20 protein-coding genes are annotated in these 21,071 nt (G+C 40.1%); 7 read left to right on the top strand and 13 right to left on the bottom strand.

Annotated elements, in window-relative coordinates; all coding sequences use genetic code 11:
• Nucleotides 1–2: 2 nt before the first annotated feature.
• On the bottom strand, nt 3–1,085 hold the full coding sequence (gene pdhA / locus B1K71_RS08410; RefSeq protein WP_077330131.1) for a pyruvate dehydrogenase (acetyl-transferring) E1 component subunit alpha: 1,083 nt from the start codon (nt 1,083–1,085) through the stop codon (nt 3–5).
• 436 nt (nt 1,086–1,521) lie between these two features.
• Nucleotides 1,522–2,208, bottom strand: a complete 687-nt coding sequence (locus B1K71_RS08405; protein ID WP_139343320.1) for a YkyA family protein — start codon at nt 2,206–2,208, stop codon at nt 1,522–1,524.
• Nucleotides 2,209–2,379: 171 nt separating this feature from the next.
• On the opposite strand from B1K71_RS08405, the gene def reads away from it, so the two are divergent.
• The 3 genes from def to rnjA all read left to right on the top strand — a co-directional run bounded on the left by def (nt 2,380) and on the right by rnjA (nt 5,360).
• A complete protein-coding gene (gene def, locus B1K71_RS08400) occupies nt 2,380–2,931 on the top strand; it encodes a peptide deformylase (RefSeq protein ID WP_077325907.1) in 552 nt (183 codons plus the stop codon).
• A 547-nt stretch (nt 2,932–3,478) separates the two neighbouring features.
• Nucleotides 3,479–3,688 carry a DNA-dependent RNA polymerase subunit epsilon gene (locus B1K71_RS08395; RefSeq protein ID WP_077325905.1) on the top strand — a complete coding sequence of 70 codons (210 nt, stop codon included), beginning with the start codon at nt 3,479–3,481 and terminating at the stop codon, nt 3,686–3,688.
• Between the two features lie 4 nt (nt 3,689–3,692).
• Nucleotides 3,693–5,360: a ribonuclease J1 gene (gene rnjA, locus B1K71_RS08390; protein WP_077325903.1), complete on the top strand. Its 1,668-nt coding sequence runs from the start codon at nt 3,693–3,695 to the stop codon at nt 5,358–5,360.
• Between the two features lie 54 nt (nt 5,361–5,414).
• Here the strand turns inward: rnjA and B1K71_RS08385 are convergent, their stop codons facing one another.
• The 5 genes from B1K71_RS08385 to B1K71_RS08365 form a co-directional block, all read right to left on the bottom strand.
• The gene (locus B1K71_RS08385) at nt 5,415–7,133 is read right to left on the bottom strand and encodes a pyruvate oxidase (protein ID WP_077325901.1); all 1,719 of its coding nucleotides are present in this window, start codon (nt 7,131–7,133) and stop codon (nt 5,415–5,417) included.
• An 83-nt stretch (nt 7,134–7,216) separates the two neighbouring features.
• Entirely contained in the window at nt 7,217–7,882 is a 666-nt protein-coding gene (locus B1K71_RS08380; protein WP_077325899.1) for a potassium channel family protein, read from the bottom strand.
• Between the two features lie 128 nt (nt 7,883–8,010).
• Nucleotides 8,011–9,840: an ABC transporter ATP-binding protein gene (locus B1K71_RS08375; protein WP_077325897.1), complete on the bottom strand. Its 1,830-nt coding sequence runs from the start codon at nt 9,838–9,840 to the stop codon at nt 8,011–8,013.
• Between the two features lie 11 nt (nt 9,841–9,851).
• Nucleotides 9,852–11,600 (bottom strand): ABC transporter ATP-binding protein, encoded by a 1,749-nt coding sequence (locus tag B1K71_RS08370; protein WP_077325895.1) that lies wholly within the window; start codon nt 11,598–11,600, stop codon nt 9,852–9,854.
• Nucleotides 11,601–11,781: 181 nt separating this feature from the next.
• Nucleotides 11,782–12,231, bottom strand: a complete 450-nt coding sequence (locus tag B1K71_RS08365; protein ID WP_077325893.1) for a TlpA family protein disulfide reductase — start codon at nt 12,229–12,231, stop codon at nt 11,782–11,784.
• Between the two features lie 259 nt (nt 12,232–12,490).
• On the opposite strand from B1K71_RS08365, the gene B1K71_RS08360 reads away from it, so the two are divergent.
• Nucleotides 12,491–13,321, top strand: coding sequence for a mechanosensitive ion channel family protein (locus tag B1K71_RS08360; RefSeq protein ID WP_077325891.1), 831 nt, complete (start codon nt 12,491–12,493; stop codon nt 13,319–13,321).
• A gap of 30 nt (nt 13,322–13,351) precedes the next feature.
• Here B1K71_RS08360 and B1K71_RS08355 read toward each other — a convergent pair whose 3' ends face one another.
• From B1K71_RS08355 to fadH, 6 genes are all read right to left on the bottom strand, one after another.
• A complete protein-coding gene (locus B1K71_RS08355) occupies nt 13,352–13,603 on the bottom strand; it encodes a YkuS family protein (RefSeq protein WP_077325889.1) in 252 nt (83 codons plus the stop codon).
• A gap of 78 nt (nt 13,604–13,681) precedes the next feature.
• On the bottom strand, nt 13,682–14,797 hold the full coding sequence (locus tag B1K71_RS08350) for an N-acetyldiaminopimelate deacetylase (protein ID WP_077325887.1): 1,116 nt from the start codon (nt 14,795–14,797) through the stop codon (nt 13,682–13,684).
• Between the two features lie 12 nt (nt 14,798–14,809).
• Entirely contained in the window at nt 14,810–15,529 is a 720-nt protein-coding gene (gene dapD, locus B1K71_RS08345; protein ID WP_175631875.1) for a 2,3,4,5-tetrahydropyridine-2,6-dicarboxylate N-acetyltransferase, read from the bottom strand.
• 69 nt (nt 15,530–15,598) lie between these two features.
• The gene (locus B1K71_RS08340) at nt 15,599–17,086 is read right to left on the bottom strand and encodes an MDR family MFS transporter (protein ID WP_077325885.1); all 1,488 of its coding nucleotides are present in this window, start codon (nt 17,084–17,086) and stop codon (nt 15,599–15,601) included.
• Nucleotides 17,087–17,184: 98 nt separating this feature from the next.
• On the bottom strand, nt 17,185–17,640 hold the full coding sequence (gene cbpB / locus B1K71_RS08335; RefSeq protein ID WP_077325883.1) for a cyclic-di-AMP-binding protein CbpB: 456 nt from the start codon (nt 17,638–17,640) through the stop codon (nt 17,185–17,187).
• A 254-nt stretch (nt 17,641–17,894) separates the two neighbouring features.
• Entirely contained in the window at nt 17,895–18,662 is a 768-nt protein-coding gene (fadH, locus tag B1K71_RS08330) for a 2,4-dienoyl-CoA reductase (protein WP_077325881.1), read from the bottom strand.
• Nucleotides 18,663–18,872: 210 nt separating this feature from the next.
• Between fadH and B1K71_RS08325 the strand changes: the two genes are divergently transcribed.
• From B1K71_RS08325 to B1K71_RS08315, 3 genes are all read left to right on the top strand, one after another.
• Entirely contained in the window at nt 18,873–19,721 is an 849-nt protein-coding gene (locus tag B1K71_RS08325) for a metallophosphoesterase (RefSeq protein ID WP_077325879.1), read from the top strand.
• Nucleotides 19,722–19,816: 95 nt separating this feature from the next.
• Complete coding sequence (locus B1K71_RS08320; RefSeq protein ID WP_175631874.1) at nt 19,817–20,392, top strand: SCO family protein; 576 nt, start codon at nt 19,817–19,819, stop codon at nt 20,390–20,392.
• A 182-nt stretch (nt 20,393–20,574) separates the two neighbouring features.
• Entirely contained in the window at nt 20,575–21,048 is a 474-nt protein-coding gene (locus B1K71_RS08315; RefSeq protein ID WP_077330125.1) for a YkyB family protein, read from the top strand.
• The last annotated feature ends 23 nt before the right edge of the window (nt 21,049–21,071 follow it).

Raw genomic sequence — 21,071 nt, 5'->3', positions numbered from 1 at the left:
ATTTACTTCGACTCCTTCTCTTTATATTCTTCCATTTGCTCTTTTAAATTCTGTGGAAGTTCTTCATGCATATTTTCAATCAAATCCGTTACTTTCTGTTTTGGATACTCATCAGCTTTTTTGATAGCTTTTTTGATGTCATCTTTAGCCTGATCGATTACTTTATTTTCTTCATCTTCCGACCACAAATCCTTGTCTTCCAAATACTTGCGGAAGCGAACAAGTGGATCTTTTTTCTCCCATTCATTATCCAAATCATCGGTGCGGTAACGAGTCGGATCGTCACCAGCCATTGTATGCGGTCCATATCTGTACGTAATGGTTTCAATCAATGTCGGACCATCCCCATTAATCGCACGTTCTCTTGCATCTTTTGTTGCAGCATAAACAGCCAGGACGTCCATACCATCCACTTGAACACCTTCAATTCCGGCAGCAACTGATTTCTGAACAAGCGTTTTTGCTGCTGTCTGCTGTTCAACTGGAACCGAAATCGCAAATTGGTTATTTTGTACAAAGAAAATAGCCGGAGCTCCATAAGCACCCGCAAAGTTAATCCCTTCATAGAAGTCACCTTGGGATGTACCACCGTCACCTGTGTACGTAACAGCGACCGCTTTTTTACCCCGCTTTTTCATTCCAAGTGCTACACCAGCTGTTTGTGTATACTGTGCACCAATGATAATTTGCGGGCTGAATCCATCCACACCTTCCGGAAATTGATTTCCGTGAAAGTGTCCTCTCGAAAACAGAAACGCCTGATACAATGGAAGGCCATGCCAAATAAGCTGCGGAACATCGCGATATCCAGGAAGCAAAAAGTCTTCCTGCTCCAGTGCATAATGACTTCCAAGCTGTGAAGCCTCCTGACCAGCAGTTGGTGCATAAAATCCTAAACGACCCTGACGATTCAATGCAATAGAACGCTGATCAAGGACCCTTGTATAAACCATCCTGCGCATAAGTTCTTTCAAATCATCATCTGAAAGATCCGGTACTGCATCTTTATTGACTATCTTTCCATTTTCATCAAGAACCTGGAACATTTCGAACTGACTCTCAACACTTTCTAATACGTGTTTCAAAATAGTCACCTCTTCCTTTCTAAATACCTGTTTTGATTTTTCATTACTAGCCTTCCCAAAATATGAAATAATCTGTACCAAACGCCTTTACTCTTGTTCCCGATTTTGAAATTTATTAATCACTTCAAAACTGTTACACTTTCAAAGTGCTATTTACTGGTACAATTCATAATTCATATAAAGTTTAGCTCAAAACATCCAATTCGGTCAATCACTTTGTTTATATTTATCCATTTTTATATCACGATGGTAATCGCTTTCAGAATTTTCCCCCTGTTGCCCTTTGCTCTGTTATAATGTTTCCCAAAAACTGTATTACTGAAAAGTTAAATTTGGAAAGAACAAGCTGGTACACAAATTTCATTTTATGGAACATATTAAAACCGGACAGTGTCAACTGTCCGGCTCGGATTTTCCGTAATAAAGTAATTAATACCTATTTATCTTCAACCGATGATGCTTTTTCCTCGTAGTCAACGTTTATTTCTGCAAGCTCATAAAACTTCTCTTTTAATTCATTATATTCTGCGGTTCGGCTGTTAAACTTTTTGTTGGCATCCAGTACCTTTTCATAGCTCTTATTCAACCTTTTGATATTTTTGGTTAGTGCTTTTTGTTCCAAGTCTTCTTTTTGCAGCAACTTATACAGCTTTGTTTCAAGCTTTAATGATTTTTCATACGCATCATACAGGACATCGTACGCTTTATAGCGATCCATCATGACATTGAACATTTTTTCGGCAGTCTTTTTGGCCTTTCCGTCCTCAAGATTTCCGATTAGATCGTCTATTTTTTTAAATTCTTCTTTGGAAGCATGAATACTGTCCTTTTCCATTTCAATTTTTTTGGATCGTTTCTCAATGCTTTTCAATGCCCGCTGAGAAAGTTTTTTAATTTTGTCGAACTCGTCCATTTTCAAATCAATAATTTCAGAGTAAATTTTTTGCTCTTTCTTTTCCAATTTTACAATTGGATTCTGCTGCTTCTCAAATGTCTTTTCCAATTCCACAGATTTTTCCAGATGATTATATATCTTATCCGAAGCAGAGGCACTGTTGCATGCGGTAAGAGCAGTCAAAAGAAATAAAATTAATATAAATGATAATAGCTTTTTTAAATTCAAATCAACATTTTCCTCCTTAATCATTGTCGCGAATGTTGCTTTTTAGTATAACATACCTGTAAATAGGAACCGTATTATTTTTGACCTGGATTATCGATATTAAATTATGATGTAATTTTTCATATTATGTTAAAATGTTGTCAATAGAAACTGTAAGGAGTGTCAAAACTGATGATTACGATGAAAGATATCGTAAGAGAAGGTCATCCTTCTTTACGTGAAAAGGCGAGCGAAATAGCAGTCCCGCCAGGTGATGAAGATAAACAATTATTACAGGAAATGCTTGATTTTTTAAAGAATAGTCAAGATGAAGAAACAGCTGAAAAATATGACCTGAGACCGGGTGTTGGGCTTGCCGCACCACAACTGGGAATAAACAAACGAATGATTGCTGTGCATTTTGAAGATCCCAAAGGAAAACAGTACAGCTATGGTCTGATTAATCCTAAAATTATCAGTCATTCAGTGGAACAGGCATATTTGGCTGCTGGCGAAGGCTGTCTTTCAGTTGATCGGGATGTGGAAGGTTACGTACATCGGAATGCCAGAATAACTGTCACGGCGACAGATATGGAAGGCAATCCTCTGAAATTGCGTCTTCGTGATTATGCAGCTATTGTATTCCAGCATGAAATTGACCATTTAAATGGTGTTATGTTCTATGATTATATTAATAAGAATAACCCATTTCTATCTGCAGAAAACGCAAAAATGATTGATTAAGAAAACAGGGACTTTTTTAGGAGTTCCTGTTTTTTTTGTATAATTTTCCTCTTTTGGCGGGACAATAGATAGCAGTCATACACGGATTTAATGAACAAAAAAGTGCCCTTCACAATATTTTTTTTAACAAATAACGTATTTTCATTTCAATATTTACCAAACAGTATTATACTGTATGTAAGAGGGATTGGATCGGTAGAACGTTTATTGCTTTTCTTACATTTTGAAAGGAGATGCAAATCTCATGTTAAAACGCCTAAAAGAAAAGCTGAAGAAACGCTGGAAAGATTTTTTAGGCAGAGGACGTGTACCTACTACTTATGAAAAGGACTACCATTGATACAACCAATCACGTTATCAATACCATTGCGGAATAAAAACGGATGCGGAATTTATAAGATAGCGTATTATGATTACGGACGAATATAAATTGAAGAGAATTGTTCTGCAGCTGTTCACTGTGTTCAGCTTATTAAGCAGTGGACAAATTATAATACCTATACAGCGGAAACATTAAAAAACGTATAAAGAAGTTAGGAGAGATGAAATGATTTTTAAAGTTTATTATCAGGAATCGCCGACAGAGATACCTGTACGCGAAAATACAAAAAGCCTTTATATGGAGGCAGATGAAGAAAAAGATGTACGAAACAAACTGGTCAATCGCAACTATAATATTGAGTTTATCCAACCACTTGATGAAGCACATTTAAATTATGAAAAACAATCCGAACATTTTACCCTGGAGAACGCATAAACAGATGAAGTTTGTTAAAAATGACCAGACAGCTGTATTTGCATTGGGAGGATTGGGTGAGATCGGAAAGAACACGTATGGTGTTCAATTCCAAGATGAGATTATTTTAATCGATGCGGGCATTAAATTTCCTGAAGATGAATTGCTTGGAATTGATTATGTAATCCCTGATTATACCTACCTCATACAAAATCAGGACAAAATTAAAGGATTGTTTATTACTCATGGGCACGAAGATCATATTGGAGGCATTCCATACCTTCTTCGTGAAATAAATGTGCCTCTTTATGCGGGTAAACTTGCGATTGGGTTAATCAGAAACAAATTGGATGAACACGGTTTATTAAGAAATGCTAAGCTGCATACGATTCAAGAGGAAGATGTCATTAAATTCCGCAAGACATCTGTATCCTTTTTCCGCACCACACACAGTATTCCGGATTCATATGGTATTGTTGTAAAAACACCGCCAGGCAACATTGTTCATACTGGTGATTTTAAATTTGATTTCACACCAGTGGGTGAACCTGCCAATATTTCAAAAATGGCTGAGATCGGTAAAGAAGGCGTACTTTGCCTGCTCTCGGACAGTACAAACAGTGAAGTTCCCGGCTTTACCATGTCAGAACGAGTTGTTGGAGGAAACATTAACGATATTTTCGGCAGGGTTGATGGACGACTGATATTTGCAACATTTGCATCCAATATCTATCGACTGCAGCAAGTAGTCGAAGCCGCCGTAAAACATGACCGAAAAATTGCTGTGTTTGGCCGAAGTATGGAGTCTTCTATTCGAATCGGCCAAGAACTTGGTTATATTCAGGCACCAAAAGATACGTTTATCGATGCCAACCAAATCAACCGTCTCCCGGCGAACGAAGTTACAATACTTTGCACGGGATCACAGGGTGAACCCATGGCTGCACTTTCACGTATCGCCAATGGAACACATCGTCAAATCCAAATTATCCCTGGTGACACAGTAGTATTTTCTTCTTCTCCAATCCCTGGAAATACGGTAAGTGTCAGCCGGACTATCAATAAATTATACCGGGCCGGCGCGGATGTTATCCATGGCAAATTAAGCAATATTCATACATCTGGTCATGGAAGCCAGGAAGAACAGAAACTGATGCTTCGCCTGATTCAGCCTGAATATTTTATGCCAATCCATGGGGAATACCGTATGCTGAAAGAACATATGAAATTAGCTGAAGCATGCAATGTAAACCCGGATAATATGTTTGTCATGGACAATGGTGATGTACTTGCTTTAGGTAAAGACAATGCAACGGTAGCGGGGAAAATCCCTTCCGGATCCATCTATGTAGATGGCAGCGGCATCGGTGATATCGGAAATATTGTACTCCGGGACCGCAGAATTCTGTCTGAAGAAGGTCTGGTTATGGTTGTCGTGAGCATTAACATGAAGGAATTTAAAATTGCATCAGGACCGGATATTATATCACGAGGTTTCGTTTACATGAGAGAATCCGAAGATCTGATCAATGAAGCACAAAAGCTTGTTTCCAAACATTTAGACAAGGTGATGGAACGCAGGACAACGCAATGGTCGGAAATTAAAAACGAAATTACCGATACCATAGCACCATTCCTTTATGAGAAAACAAAACGCAGACCGATGATTCTGCCGATTATTATGGAAATATAGAATTTAAAAAAGGGATGACCGGGTATATTGTCAGGTCATCCCTTTTTGTGTTTATTATAGTCGTTTCAATGATTTTTTTATATCCGGAAACTCCACTTTTTTATTTGTGAAAAATTCTTTAAGCAGATACTCACTGTATTTGACCGCCTGATCGAAATGAATTTTACCAGGTAATGGTGCCATATCTTCAATGGCAATATCAATTACGGCTGGTCGATCGGATTGAAGTGCCTTTTGTATGTTGCTGGAAAGATCCTCCGATTTTTCAATGTGATAGCCTTCCCCACCGCATGATTCAGCGAATTTAGCAAAATCCATTTCACCGAGACCTGTCTTATAGTTCAACTTACCCATCTCCTGCTGTTCATATTTTATCATGGCAAGATGACTGTTATTAAGGATAATCACTTTAATTGGAAGATCATATTTAACAGCAGTTACGAAATCATGCATTACCATTGAGAAACCGCCATCACCGCAAATCGCTACCACTTGCTTATTCGGGTTGGCAATTTGTCCTGCTATTGCCCCCGGAAGACCGATGCCCATGGATGCCAGCCTTCCTGAAATAATAAATTGCTGGTTGGTAAATGGGAAAAAGCGGGTTGTCCATACTGTGACATTGCCTACATCACAGGAAATAACCGCATCATTTTCCACTTCCTGTTCCAATGCGTACATTAGTTGCGGTGCCTGAATCGGATTTCCTGCCTCTTTCTTTTCCTTTATCATGTTAATGTGCCATTTTTTCATCTTTTCCTGATATTTTTCAAGATAAGAGCCGTTCTCATTCTCCTTAACTTTTAATGTTAGAGAAGGCAATATTTTTTTCACATCGCCACATAAACCGGCGGTAATCGGGTATAGACTTCCGATTTTTTGTGACTTTAAATCTATTTGTATTGCCTTCGTTTTATCGGGTAAATATTCCCTGTACGGAAATGAGGTACCGATCAGCAATAATAAATCTGTATCCATTATTGCTTCGTAAGCGGGTTTTGTTCCTATCTGGCCGTGTTGACCCAGATTCAGTTCATGATAATCCGGTATGGTTCCCTTTCCGAGCAGACTTAACACAATTGGTGCCTTAATTTTTTCGGCAAAATCAATCAATTCTTTTCTTGATTCTCTTGCACCTCGGCCAGCCAATATGATAGGTTTTTCTGCCTGATTAATTAGATCAACTGTTTCCAATACAGACTCCTGATCAGGCTCATATTGTGGTTTAATATAGGTGGGTGCAGTTATAAATTCATCTTTTTTATGTTTAACAGCAAATAAATCATCAGGCACGATTAGGACAGAAACACCGTTTTCCGTATAGGCAGACCTGATTGCTTTATTGAGAAGATCCGGAAGCTGCTTGGCAGACTCCGCCCGTCGGTTGAATACCGCTACATCATCAAATACTCGTTCCAGATTGACTTCCTGAAATGCGTCCGTACCAACCATACTGCTAGTCACTTGGCCAACAATGGCCAATACCGGTGCACCGTCCTGTTTTGCATCATACAATCCATTAAGTAAATGAATGGCCCCGGGTCCGGTAATCGATAAACAAGCACCGATTTTACCTGTCAATTTAGCATATGCGCTTGCTGATAATGCTCCAACCTCCTCGTGCCGCACCTGTATAAAACGGATCTCATCATCTTTTGTGCGCAAATCATCAATAAATTCATTTATAGAATCCCCGGGGAGGCCATATATGTGGTCAATTCCCCATTCGATGAATTGTTCTGTCATAATTTCACCAGTACGTAATTCCTTCATCAAATTCACCTCTCTGAAATGTGCGATATAATACTATAACCCACATCCACAAAGAAAAAACCCGCTTCACTTAATGAAACGGGTTATTCATCGATAACAAGATGTTTTTCGAATCGGGATATATCCCGATCTGCACCAATGACAATTAAAATATCATCTGAATCCAGCAAATCATCAGCACTCGGTGATACATTGATGCTGTTATCACGTTTTATCGCCACAACGTTACAACCATAGTTTGCCCGTATATCCAGGTCAACCAATGATTTTCCCTGCATCTTGGTGCCCGCTTTCACCTCCACAATACTGTGATCATCCGACAATTCAAGGTAATCGAGAATGTTGCTGGATATTATGTTGTGGGCAATTCGTTTCCCCATATCACGCTCAGGGTGAACAACCTGGTCAGCACCGATTTTATTTAAGATTTTTTCATGATAGTCATTTTGCGCTTTAACCGTTATTTTTTTAATGCCAAGGTCTGTTAGAACTACCGTGGTTAGAATGCTAGCCTGAATGTTGTCACCAATCGCAACGATAACATGGTCAATATTCTTGATTCCAAGCTCTTTAAGGGTAGCCTCATCTGTTGAATCAGCAATGACAGCATGTGAAGCAATGTTTTTATATTCATTCACTTTATCCTCATCATTATCTATCGCCAGGACCTGCATGCCTTCTGTACTTAATTCACGGCAAATACTCCCGCCAAAACGACCCAGTCCGATAACTGCAAAATCTCGCTTCATTTCCCTTACCTCCAGCCTGCTTTACTTATTCATAACTTAGTCTACCATACATACACCACGTGTGGAATTACGAGTGTATGCAATAACACTAAAAACGGCCAAACCACCATAAGTGGTTTGACCTGTATTTACATGGCATCAAGCATTTGAAATTGTGATTTAACCAGCTCAAAATATTCACCTTTTTGATCCATTAATGCATCATGGCTGCCGCTTTCCAGAACTTTTCCATTCTCCAGAACAAATATATTATCTGACTCCCGAATGGTTGATAAGCGGTGTGCGATAATAATTGCTGTCCTGCCATCCAGTAACCTGCGCAAAGCCGCTTGAATTTTCATTTCAGTTTCGGTATCTATACTGGCAGTTGCTTCGTCCAGTATCAAAATCTTTGGATCTGCAAGCAATGCTCTGGCAAATGATAACAATTGCCTTTCTCCAGCTGAAAGGATATTGCCTCGTTCCTCGACTTCTGTATCATAACCATTAGCAAGACGCTGAATAAATTCATCTGCTCCAACAACTTTCGCTGCCCGTTTAACTTCTTCATCTTTAGCATTAGGTCTGCCAAATCGGATATTTTCCATGATCGACCCCGAAAAAACAAATGTGTCCTGCAGTACAACACTGATTTGCTGTCTGAGATGATTCAGCTTTACATCCCGCAGATCATTCCCATCAATCCGCACAGCGCCTTTTGTAGGATCATAAAAACGGCTGATTAAATTAGCGATGGTTGATTTTCCGCTTCCAGTATGGCCAACAAGTGCAATGGTCTGACCCGCTTTAATATCAAGTGAAATTTCATGCAATGCAATCCTGTTATCATCGTATGAAAATTGAACATGATCAAATTCAATCTGCCCTTTCATATCTGGCAGGGCGATGCTGTCTGACTTTTCCTTTATATTCGGCCGCTCATCCAAAAATTCAAAAATCCGTTCGGAAGCTGCCATTGCCATCAGCAATTGATTATACATCTGTCCAAGTCGGGAAATCGGCTCCCAGAACATACCAAGAAAAAATGCGAATGTAACAAATGTACCGATTGCAATTCCACCATTCAAAATCAGGAATGCACCAAAAGAAATCAGTATAATTGTGCCGATCGCATTGCTCATTTCCACAAATGGACGGAACATCGCACTTTTCTTTGTGGCTACACGCAGACTTTCATACGTATCAAAATTAAGTCCTTCAAAGAACTCTGTATTTTCTTTTTCCTGTGAAAACGACTGTGTAATGCGGATGCCCTGAATACTTTCATTCAAATGTGAATTCAAGCGGGACTGCTGAATCCGCACATTCTGCCAGGACCGACGGATATTGCGTCGTAATTTGGTGGAAATATAGAACATAAGCGGCAGAATAACTAAGATTGCTATTGCCAGCTTCGGACTTAATACAAACAATATTACAATCATTGCCGTCAGTGTTACCACATCCATCAGAAGGTTGATAATCCCGTTGGTGAATAACTCCTGCAGTGAGTTGATGTCATTCATGATCCTGACTAATATAGATCCTGCCGATCTCGTATCAAAAAAGCGGTGCGATAATCGCTGAACATGCGAGAATAATGACTGCCGCAAGTCATATATAACATTCTGACCAAGAATATTAACCCATTTAATGCGGAACATATTCCCAACATAATTGAGCAGATATAAAACACCAACAATAATAATTAGTGTAATTAATAACCCGGAATCCTTATTAGCTATCGCCTGGTCAATAGCAACCTTCCCGATCAGAATCGGTACCAGCAATCGGACGGCAGTTGATACAAGCATCGCAATAATGGCACCAGGTAAATATGTTTTCGAGTATGGCTTTAAGTATACAAGCAGGCGCCACATCTGCTGCCAGTTAAACGGCTTTTCAACAGCGTGATCAACTGTATAATAAAACCGTTTTAAATGGCGATTTTCTTTATCTTTTGCTTTGGCCACGAACATCACTCCCCTTTCTATTTAGCGGACTCCATAATTGCTTCACGGTCCTGATATTGAATGTCATAAATACGTTGATAAGCACCATTATTGACCATCAACTGATCATGTTTGCCCCGCTCAACAATTTCGCCATCTTCCAGCACCAATATCTCATCCGCATGTTTAAGTGAAGAAATACGGTGGGCAATAATAAATGTTGTGCGCCCTTTCATTACCTCTTTAAGTGCTTTCTGTATTTTGAATTCTGTTTCCATATCTACAGCCGAGGTGGCATCATCAAGTACAAGAATACTTGGATTGATGCAAATGGCTCTGGCAATGGAAATCCGCTGTTTCTGTCCCCCGGATAACCCCATTCCCCGCTCACCAAGCATTGTATCGTACCCGTCAGGCATATCCATTATAAAATCATGTGCTTGAGCACGTTTGGCTGCATCAATAATTTGCTCATCCGAAATGGTCGGATCGCCATATGCAATATTTTCACGAATGGATGTAGAAAAAAGGAACGGTTCCTGTAATACAAATCCAATATGGCGGCGCAATGTTTTCAATTTATACAAATCCACATCACGACCATCAACCATAACCCTGCCTTTTTCCGGTTCATAAAATCGTGTGATTAACTGTGTAATGCTTGTTTTCCCGGAACCGGTTGAACCTATTAAACCAATTACCTTGCCTGGTGGTGCATCAAAGCTGATGTGTTTCAGTGCTGCATCATCATCTTTAATATACGTCAATGTGACGTCCTTAAATGTTACATGCCCCTCTAATGGAACATCTACGGCATCTTCTTTTTCCTCGATGTCCTCCTTTTCATCCAGCACCTCCAGCAACCGCTCACCAGATGCTTTTGCCTGGGAAAACTGGTTGATGACAAATCCCAGATTCATTAACGGCCCAAGAATATACCAAACCAGGCTGAAAAATGCGACCAGTTCACCTATACCGAGTTGACCATCAATAACGAGGAAGCCCCCGTAAGCAAGTAGAGCAACCGCACAGACGTTTCCTATAAACTCCATAAGCGGCATGTATTTGGACCAAATATTTGCAGTGAATAAATATTTTTGTCGATAGTTATCATTGCTTCCGGAGAACCTGCCAATTTCAAAGTCTTCCCGCGATAATGATTTCACTGTATTCATTCCACTTATATTTTCCTGTACACGGGTGTTCAAACGCCCGAGTGATCTCCGAATACCCCGAAACGCCGGATGAACAAGATGATCAAAACGGAAAACAACGATCGCCAAAAATGGCATAGCCGCCATTGTTACAAGTGCGAGCGGAATAGAGTAATAAAACATTACTGCTAAACTGAATAAAATCAGTAAGGTAATCCTGACTAGTTCGGAAAAACCAAACGACAGGAAAAACCTGAAACCCCTTACATCTTCGACCAGTCGTGACATTAAATCTCCGGTTTTAGCGTTATCATAGTACTTGAAGGAAAGTACCTGCAGTTTTTCATACAAGGCCCCGCGGATCATATAAACAAATTTTATACCGAATAATTCACCGAAATATTGATGAAAAAATGTTGAAAATCCTTTGATTACCATAATCAGAAAAAATACAATGGAAATGTATGGAATCAAATTGTATCTGTTTTTCATGACTACATTATCGATTGTCTGCTGAAGCACAATTGGATAGACAACAGTTGCAGCCGTTACAAAGACTAAAAAGAATAACGATCCGAAAAAAAGTTTCCGATTTGGCCAAAAATACTGCTTTAGTTTTTGAAACGTACTCAATGAAAATCCCCCCCAAACTTTTACGTACTTTCTAATATAACGGGTTCCGAAATAAATTTCATTACTTTTGCTCAATTTTTTTAAAGTTTCCAAAAGGACAACAAAAATGACTATAACGGAAATTTAATTCAATAAAAAAACCTGCCTTTAAAAGCAGGTGAATGGATTATATTCAGGTTTATCACGAAGTATGACCCAAAACCCTATCAATCCTTCGGCGCAGCATTCGAATACTGCTGCTGCCGGATTGAGAGTGTTTCAATTTTCCTTCTGTATCAAATAAATAATAAGCAGGCACATATCTGGTTTTAAACTCATCTGTCAAGGTTCGTTCATTGTCAACAAATATCGGTTGAGTTATACCATGTTCCTCTGCAGATTTTCTGACAAGCCCCATGTCCATATCCTTTTCTGCCCTGGGCATATGGACAGCAATGATATGCAGCTCATTGGCAAATTCATCACGAATTTTATTAAGTCCGGGCATTGCTTCTTTGCATGTGCTGCAACTAACCGACCAGAAGTGAATAAGGGAAGGCTTGCTTCCTATCAGATCCCTCCTGTGAATTGGTTTACTGTTTAACCACTTTGTCGCACCATCGAGCTCAGGCATTTTTTCTCGTAATCTCATCGTTTTCTACCTCCTGAATGTCTTGAAGTATTACGCAACACACGAGTCAATTTATCATTTCACATTATTTTATATGTTGATAATGCTGCAATGTTTCCTGACCATTCCTGCATTCCGACAGTTAAAGTTTACGAGTCCCAAGTGGAAGAACAACAGTACTTCATTTGAGGTTTACTATGTTCTTTTTTGTGGAAAATTGAAATCGTTCCGTACCTTAGATATGATAGGATAAGCTTAGTTAAAGGAAGGAGAATTACATATGGAAATATTCGGGTTTGATTTGACGGAAATTCTCAGTGCCGTTTTACCGGTCATTGGAAAGATGATATTACTTGTTGTTGCCTATTTGATTATCGTACCAATCGGGAAAAAGGTAATTGAAAAAACATTGCAGAATGCTGCAAAAGGACAGAAATCCTCTCCCGGAAGAATGAAAACATTGGAGAAGCTTCTTACCAACGTTTTTTCTTATGTCATGATGTTTGTCTTAATCGTTATGCTGTTCTCAGCACTGGGAGTCGATATCGGTCCACTTCTTGCCGGTGCAGGTGTTGTTGGACTGGCAATTGCTTTTGGTGCACAGGGACTTGTCAGTGATATTGTAACCGGCTTCTTCGTTATACTGGAGCGGCAGATTGAGATTGATGATTATGTAACGACTGCAGGATATGACGGTGTTGTGGAAGAAATTGGACTGCGAACAACGAAAATCCGCAGCTTTGACGGAACATTAAATTTTGTGCCAAACCGTTATATTGAAGGGGTTGCCAACCATTCACGCGGAAACATGCGCGCACTTGTCGATATTGGAATTAGTCATTACGATAATCTTGATGAAGCACTGGCAATCCTGAAAAAGATTTGCGGGGAATTTGAAAATGATGAACGCTTCAAAGAAGGTCCCGATGCAATTGGCGTTCAAGCAATTGATACATCACAAATTGTCCTTCGGGTTGTCGGACAGACTGAAAATGGACTGCAATGGGAATGTGAGCGGGACATACGGAAGCGGATTAAAGAAGCATTTAACGAAAAAAATGTCGATATGCCGCTCACCCAGCATGTAGTCCTGCAAAAAGCTACAGAGTAAAAGAATCCCCGAGATTGGGGATTCTTTTTTTCACTGTTCATAATCCAATTTTTCAGTCACCATTTGGCAAATAGATTCGGTACTCAATCCATCTGCATTAATTACGGCCCCGGCGATGCTTGCGTCGGACATCCCCATCACGTTTTTATCCAAACCTGTTATCACACAGCAGTCACAATATTCGGTGTCATCTTCCGAGTGCAAATCAACCACATCATGACCCTTTTCCATTAATGCTTCTTTTACGTCTGTTAAGCTATCCTCAACACCAATTCGTGCCACCTGTATACCTCCTTCTAATTCGAAAAGATTCCTGAATAGCTTTTCCCGAAAATGAAAAGGTATGCAGATGGCTAACATTTATTGGTGTGCAATAGAATTGATTGTTGCTGCTACAGCCTTTACGCCTGCCAAAAGTGCACGTTCATCCGGCTGAAGCTTTGAACTGTGTAAACCGTACGGCGAATCAACACCAAGCCAGAACATGAATCCCGGAATATCCTTCAGCATGTATCCAAAGTCTTCCCCCGTCATGGCGGGACCAGCTTCACGATAGTTTAAATCGGTCTTGCCGATTGTCTTTTTGAAAAGATCTGTATAATGCTGATCATTATAAACCTGATAATAATTCGAACCGTAATCAATATCGATTGTACATTCATGTGAAATTTCAAAACCCCGGACAAGCCGCTCCAGTTTTTCTTTCACAACATCGATTGCTTTCGGTTGTAACGTCCGGATAGTTCCTTCCAATCTTGCTGTCTCCGCAATTGCATTCTGAACAAAACCACTTTCCATTTTGCCAATCGTTACAACCGCGCTTTCAAGCGGGTCTAATGCCCGGGAGACAATTTGCTGCAATTCTACCACAAAACTGCTTGCAGCAACTGTCATGTCTCTGGTCAGATGCGGATATGCTGCATGACCGCCCTTCCCCTTAAAGTCCAGAAATAATTCACTCGTATTAGCAAATAACAAGCCTGCCCGGGTTGAAACTGTACCGACCGGCAGCTCAGGGGCAATATGCAATGCAAAAATAACGTCGGGTTTCCAGTCATCAAATACTTCCGATTGCATCATTGGAAAGGCACCGCCTGGTCCTTCCTCGGCCGGTTGAAAAATAAAAACCACATCATCGTCAGCCGGTTGATCAAGAATTGATTTCACCGAACCAAGGGCAATTGTCATATGAAAATCATGCCCGCATGCATGCATTTTTCCATCATGTTCAGATTGAAAGGCATATCCGGTTTCCTCCTTGATTGGCAAACCATCAATGTCACAGCGGTATCCAATTGTTTTCTTAGGGTAATTTCCTTTGACTTTAGCCAGTATCCCTGTTTCCCATGTCCGGATTTCCAATCTTTCCGAATCCATTGCCTTCAATTTTTTCAATAAATAGGCATGGGTTTTTTTTTCCTGAAAGCCCAGTTCAGGAATCTGATGCAGCTCTCTTCTGATTGTTTGTAAGTTCATTATATCCCTGCTTTAGTTATCCAATTTTCGCAGTTCTTGTTTAATTTCCGTTTTGGATTTGGTACTGTCATCAATTTCTTTCAGCACTTTTGCCGGTGTACCAGCTACAAGTGTATTAGGTGCTACATCTTTTGTTACAATTGATCCGGCTGCAACGATAGACCCTTTACCGACTGTTACACCTTCAAGGATAACGGCGTTTGCACCAATGACAACCTCGTCCTCAATTACCACCGGACTGGCAGAAGGCGGCTCAATGACGCCGGCAAGCACCGTTCCCGCACCAATATGACAATTTTTTCCTACAGTCGCACGACCGCCAAGAACTACATTCATATCAATCATTGTTCCTTCACCAACAACTGAGCCGATATTAATCATTGCTCCCATCATAATAACGGCACCATCGCCAATTTCCACCTGATCACGAATGACAGCACCAGGCTCAATTCTCGCATTAATCCCCTTCAGATCAAGCAGTGGTATAGCTGAATTTCTGCGGTCATTTTCCAGTACATAGTCTGTAATAGAATCTTTATTTTCATTCAATACATTTTGAATATCTTTCCACTCGCCAAACAGCACGCCGCTGTTATGATCAACAAAAGACTGGATTTTGTCCCCGTACTGTAAATTATTTAAATCATTTCCTTTAATATAAACCTTAACAGGTGTGCTTTTTTCACTGTTTGAAATAAAGCTGATAATTTCATTAGCATCCATCATTCTCACAATTATGTTCCTCCAATTTTATGTATTTATTTTACTTTAGCAGACGATACAACTGGACGCAACAAACACCTATTCCTGCTCTTTTTTAGGTAAAAACAAAACAAGGAAAAAGCTGATGACTGCAAGTACCAAAAGACCAGTGTACACCGCATGCAGCCCGGAAGTAAGTCCATTCTGCAATACCATTTGAACATCATCTGACAATGACACATTCTGCCTGGGATCGAGCAAGTTATTTGCTGTGTCGACTGAAACAGTATCTTCCAGTCCATTTTGCTTGATATATCTTTGAATCTGACCGTTCAACAACCCGCCAAGCAGTGCAGCACCAAGTGCGCTTCCCACAGTGCGCATAAACATATTGGCAGCAGTTGCAATCCCTCTAGTCTTCCAGCCTACTGCATTTTGGATTCCCACGATGAATGATGTATTGGTTAGTCCCATACCGACTCCGATGAAAAAGGATCCCGCCGCTGCCCAAACAGGACCTTTGTCCGGTGACAACATAAAGAACAGGATACCTCCAATAATTAATGACGAGCAGCCTAGCAATGATGTTGACCGGTAGCCTATAATCAGCAGCAACCTCCCCCCGGCAACTGCTGCCAGCGGCCAACCGATGGACATTGTCGTCAATGTAAATCCCGCAACCGTTGGAGAATAACCCATCACACCTTGTACAAATGCAGGTAGATAGCTGGATACACCAATCAAAATCATCCCAGCGGTCAACGAGGTTAAATTGGCAAAACTGATAATCCGATTTTTCCAAATTTCAAATGGCATCATCGGATCCTTTGCTCTTCGTTCCTGGACGACAAAAAGCGAAAAACCGGCAAACGCCGCTCCAATCAGACCATACATCATCATCGAGTTCCAAGGCATGCCTATACCTCCCTCTACCAATATAAACATGAGGGATGTAACGGCAATCATAATCCATATAGAGCCCAGGAAATCAATCGATTGGTTTTTCCTGTCAGGATCTTCATGTAAAAAAAACAATATTCCAAGCATAGCGAGTAAGCCAAGGGGGATGTTCATCCAAAAAACATACCTCCAGCTTAACGCCTCTACAAATATCCCGCCCAAAAGCGGACCGGTAACTGCTGAAATCCCCCATACGCTTGACAAATATCCCTGAATTTTTGCACGTTCTTCTTTACTGTAGATATCACCGATGATTGTTGTTGCAATTGGCATTAATGTCCCTGCACCGACACCTTGGACAAACCTGCAGATAATCAGCATTTCCATGGATGAACTAAACCCGGACAATGTTGAACCGGTCAGAAAAATAAAAATGCCGGCAATAAATACAGGCTTTCTTCCGAATATATCGGACAATTTTCCAAAAATAAGAACGGTTGCTGCATTCGTCAATAAATAAGCTGAAAATACCCAGCTGTATAATGAAAATCCGCCAAGATCGGCCGCTATACTTGGCATCGCAGTGGCCACAATTGTCGCTTCAATCGCTGCCAAAAACATCCCCAGCATAACCGACACCAGCACCAGCGGACGATTTGTTTTGGCTGCCTGCGTATGTATTTTCATAAAAATTACACTCCTGTTCCCTTCTATACCCCGCTGCACCATTTTTGAGCAAACAAATACCCCCAGCTAACGAATTTTTCGCCGGAGGCAGCCTTCATTCAATACACAGGATTGTTTCCAGATGTATAGATATATCGTTTCATCTGTTTTAAAATCGCACGCCTTGTCAAAATCCCATCGAAATATCCATCCTGGTCTGAAACACAAACAAATGGATAATTGATAACCTCTTTTAATCCGGTCAAAATGGAATCTTCTTTTGTAAGTGATGGTATATCTGAATTCATTACCTCATGCACCCGCATATCAGCGAGTTTCTCAGCTTCAAACCGTTCCAGCCCCAATATTTCGTTTAATATTAAAGTTTTTCCAATTGTACCGACCAATTTATAGGATCCATCCAATACCGGAACTGCCGAATAACCTGACTTCACCAAAACAAGCAGTGCATGTTCCAATGGGTTATTCAACTGGACATGGGCAACCTTTTCAGAAGAAATCATCAGATCTTCCACCAATATATCAGTTACTGGTTTATCTTTTAATGTACTCATGAATATTCGCTCCTTTTCAAAAAACGATTAGTAGCATTCAATAAAATTTTTCAGAAAAAGGAGTTATATCTTGTATCCCCATACATATTTTACCACAGATAATAGGTAAGTTATATCGTTTACACGAAAAATATTAAAAACACCCCCATTCAAACAGGTGCACGCTGTCACAATTAATTTATGAATCTATCCATGAATTTGCCAATGTGAAAGGAAAACAAAAGCGCGCTATCCTTAGATAACACGCTCTATATTTAAAAAGGAAATTTATTCAACCACTGACCTCCGTCCATTGTGATAACTTCCCCGTTTATGTATCCAGCCTCATCCGAAAATAAAAAATGAGCAAGTCCGGCAATTTCCTCCGGTGTTCCGAGTCGTTTCAAGGGAACAGACTGTATCGTACGTTGTGCGGCTTGTTCAGATTCAAATAATTTATCTGCCCCGCCAGTACGCTCAATCGGACCCGGTGCAATGGCATTTACCCGTATACCATATTTGGTTCCCCATTCTACAGCAAGCGTACGAGTCAGATTGAGAACGCCAGCTTTAGCTGCTGATGAGTGGATAACACCTGCTCCAGCGTTCCATGCATATGTCGCTACCATATTAATAATCGATCCTTCAATTTCATGTTCAATCCAATAATTCCCAACTTCTCTGCTGCAATAAAATGTCCCATTAAGTACGATATCAATAACCGAATTCCAGCCATTTATCGATAATTTTTCTGCCGGAGCTATGAAATTACCTGCAGCATTATTTACCAGGAAATCTATTCTTCCATATTGTTGAACAGTTTCCTCGACCATTCTTTCCACATCTTCCGGATTTCGGACATCCATGGAAACCGTAAATAAACTGCCCGTTGAAGAAGACTCCAGTTCGTCTTTCGTTTCCTTAAGCCGCTCTGAATTTCTCCCTGTCAAAACGACATTGGCACCTTCTGCGGCAAATTTTTGTGCCATATATTTTCCCATTCCACTTGTACTTCCCGTTACAATGACCGTTTTATTGTTCATAGAATCCCCTTTCTTTATGTATAATTAATCATATTCGATACATTATCCGAAGTCAAAAAAGACTGATTCTTTCGATAGGAATAAACCCACTAGGTTTCGATTTCCCCTATCAATAAAATACGTTATGATAGAAAAGCGCAAAAAGCTTTTTTGCACTTAATGCGGTGGAAAACTTATATTTTCTACCTGTCTTGGAAAGGTATGACCATTATGAACAGACGTACATTTTTAAAGCAATCGCTCGGAAGTCTGCTTGCTCTGGTTGGACTTAGCGGAGGAACATATTTCTATGCTCGTGAATTAGAACCGTCAATGCTTGAACTCACACGGGAAACCATTTCATTCAATAAAATTCCAAGTGCATTCAACGGGTTTAAAATTGTACAATTTTCCGATACACATATCGGCTTTCATTATTCACTTGAACAATTTGATAACCTTGTAAACACTATAAATCAAGAAAATCCTGATTTGATCGTTTTTACAGGGGATTTGGTCGACCAGGCTAACACATATAACTGGAACAACCATTTGATCAAATCATTGAAAAAACTGCATGCCAATGCGGGAAAGTACTGGATTTACGGTAATCACGACCATGGTGGTTACGGAACCAATATTGTTAAAAACACGATGGATAAAGCTGATTTTCAATTACTGCAAAATAGTCACCAATTAATTCGCAATGCCGACGAAGAAATTATTCTGGCGGGAATAGATGATGTAATGCTGGGAAAGCCAGATCTGCGTAAAACACTTGCAGGTGCCGACCCGACATTATTCACCATCCTACTTGCTCATGAACCGGATTTTGCTGATAAAACGGCACAATATCCAGTGGATGTACAACTTTCCGGTCACAGTCATGGCGGCCAAGTGAGATTACCGTTCATCGGTGATTTGTACACGCCGTTATATGCCGAAAAATATGTGCAGGGCAAGCATTCCCTTCGTGGCGGCAAATTAATATTGCATGTGAGCAGAGGAATTGGCACAACAAGACTACCCTACCGATTTTTATGCAAACCGGAGATCAATATCTTCACCCTGGAAGCTTAACTTCGTTCTAAATGGTGAATCGTAACAGTTTGTCCATAGTTTTTTAGGCTGAATCATGCTACACTGGAAACGATTTCGTTTAGGAGGATAATCAAATGTCAGGAATTAAATGGCTTTTGCCAATACTGTTGCTCGTTATTTTGTTGTCTGCCTGTGGAGATAAGTACGAAGGAGATTTTTCATATAATGTACAGGATTTCAGTTATGCTGACCACAATGGTGAGAAACTTTCCAAAAGTGATTTAGAAGGAAAATTTTGGGTAGCGGATTTTATTTTTACGAACTGTACGACAGTATGTCCGCCGATGACCGCAAACATGGCAAAATTGCAGGATCAATTAAAAGAAGCAGGACTTGAAGACGTCCAGCTCGTTTCCTTCAGTGTGGATCCAAAACATGATACACACAAGATCATGAAAAAGTACGTTAAATCGCGCGGTGGCTCACTTGATAACTGGCATTTACTGACCGGGTACAAATTTGATGAAATTAAGCAGTTTTCCATAAAGTCTTTTAAATCTGCAGTTGAAAAGGTCGCCGATTCCAATCAGGTAATTCACGCAACGAGCTTCTTTGTTGTCACTCCGGAAGGAAATGCTATTAAGCGGTACGATGGCAGAAAAGCGGAAAACATGAAAAAAATTGTGGAAGATATCAAGTCCATGAAGTAACAAATCCTGAGCGGGGAAATATCCGCTCTTTTATTTTGAATACACGTGTAACAGGTCCGGAGAATATTGCATTGGGACAACCATTGCGATACGATAGAGACAAGCAAAATAGTATAAAATCCGCAAAGTCTTAAATTAGTTATGCAGCTGGTACTGCAACGAAAGGGGGTTTACATGTGAGTATTAATCAAGAAATTCCGATACAAGAACTGGCAGAGGCCATATTTTCGATAAACCGGCATGCCAAAACAGCACCTGAGCCTCAGCACCTCTATCACATTAAAAAAGAGACGATAAACAGGCTTCTTAAAGAAAAGCGTGCTGAAAAAGTTGGTCTGCATTTTTCCGATCATCCAAAATTAAGCAATCAGCATTCAACATTGCTTATAAAAGTGGATAAATACTTTTTTCATATTCCCCCAACTAAGGAAGACTTCAAAGAACTCAACCATTTGGGTAAGCTTGATCATAATTACCGGAATCCCCAGTCCAAAATGTCATTGTCACGCGCCAAAAAGATCGTTTACCGCTACATCGACTGGCAGCCTCCCGAAAAGAAGCGGCCAGTTTCCAGAAAGAAATATACTTCTTCCTATTTCACACCGTCTTCGCTAGGGAAAATGAATTGGTCCCCTAAAAAAACACATCGAAACTGAGAACAAAAAACTGTGCTATTTGC

The sequence above is a fragment of the Virgibacillus siamensis genome, from assembly GCF_900162695.1.
Taxonomy (GTDB): Bacteria; Bacillota; Bacilli; order Bacillales; family Amphibacillaceae; genus Lentibacillus; species Lentibacillus siamensis_A.
Note: the sequence above shows the minus strand (reverse complement) of the source record. Positions and strands in the feature narration are given on the sequence as shown.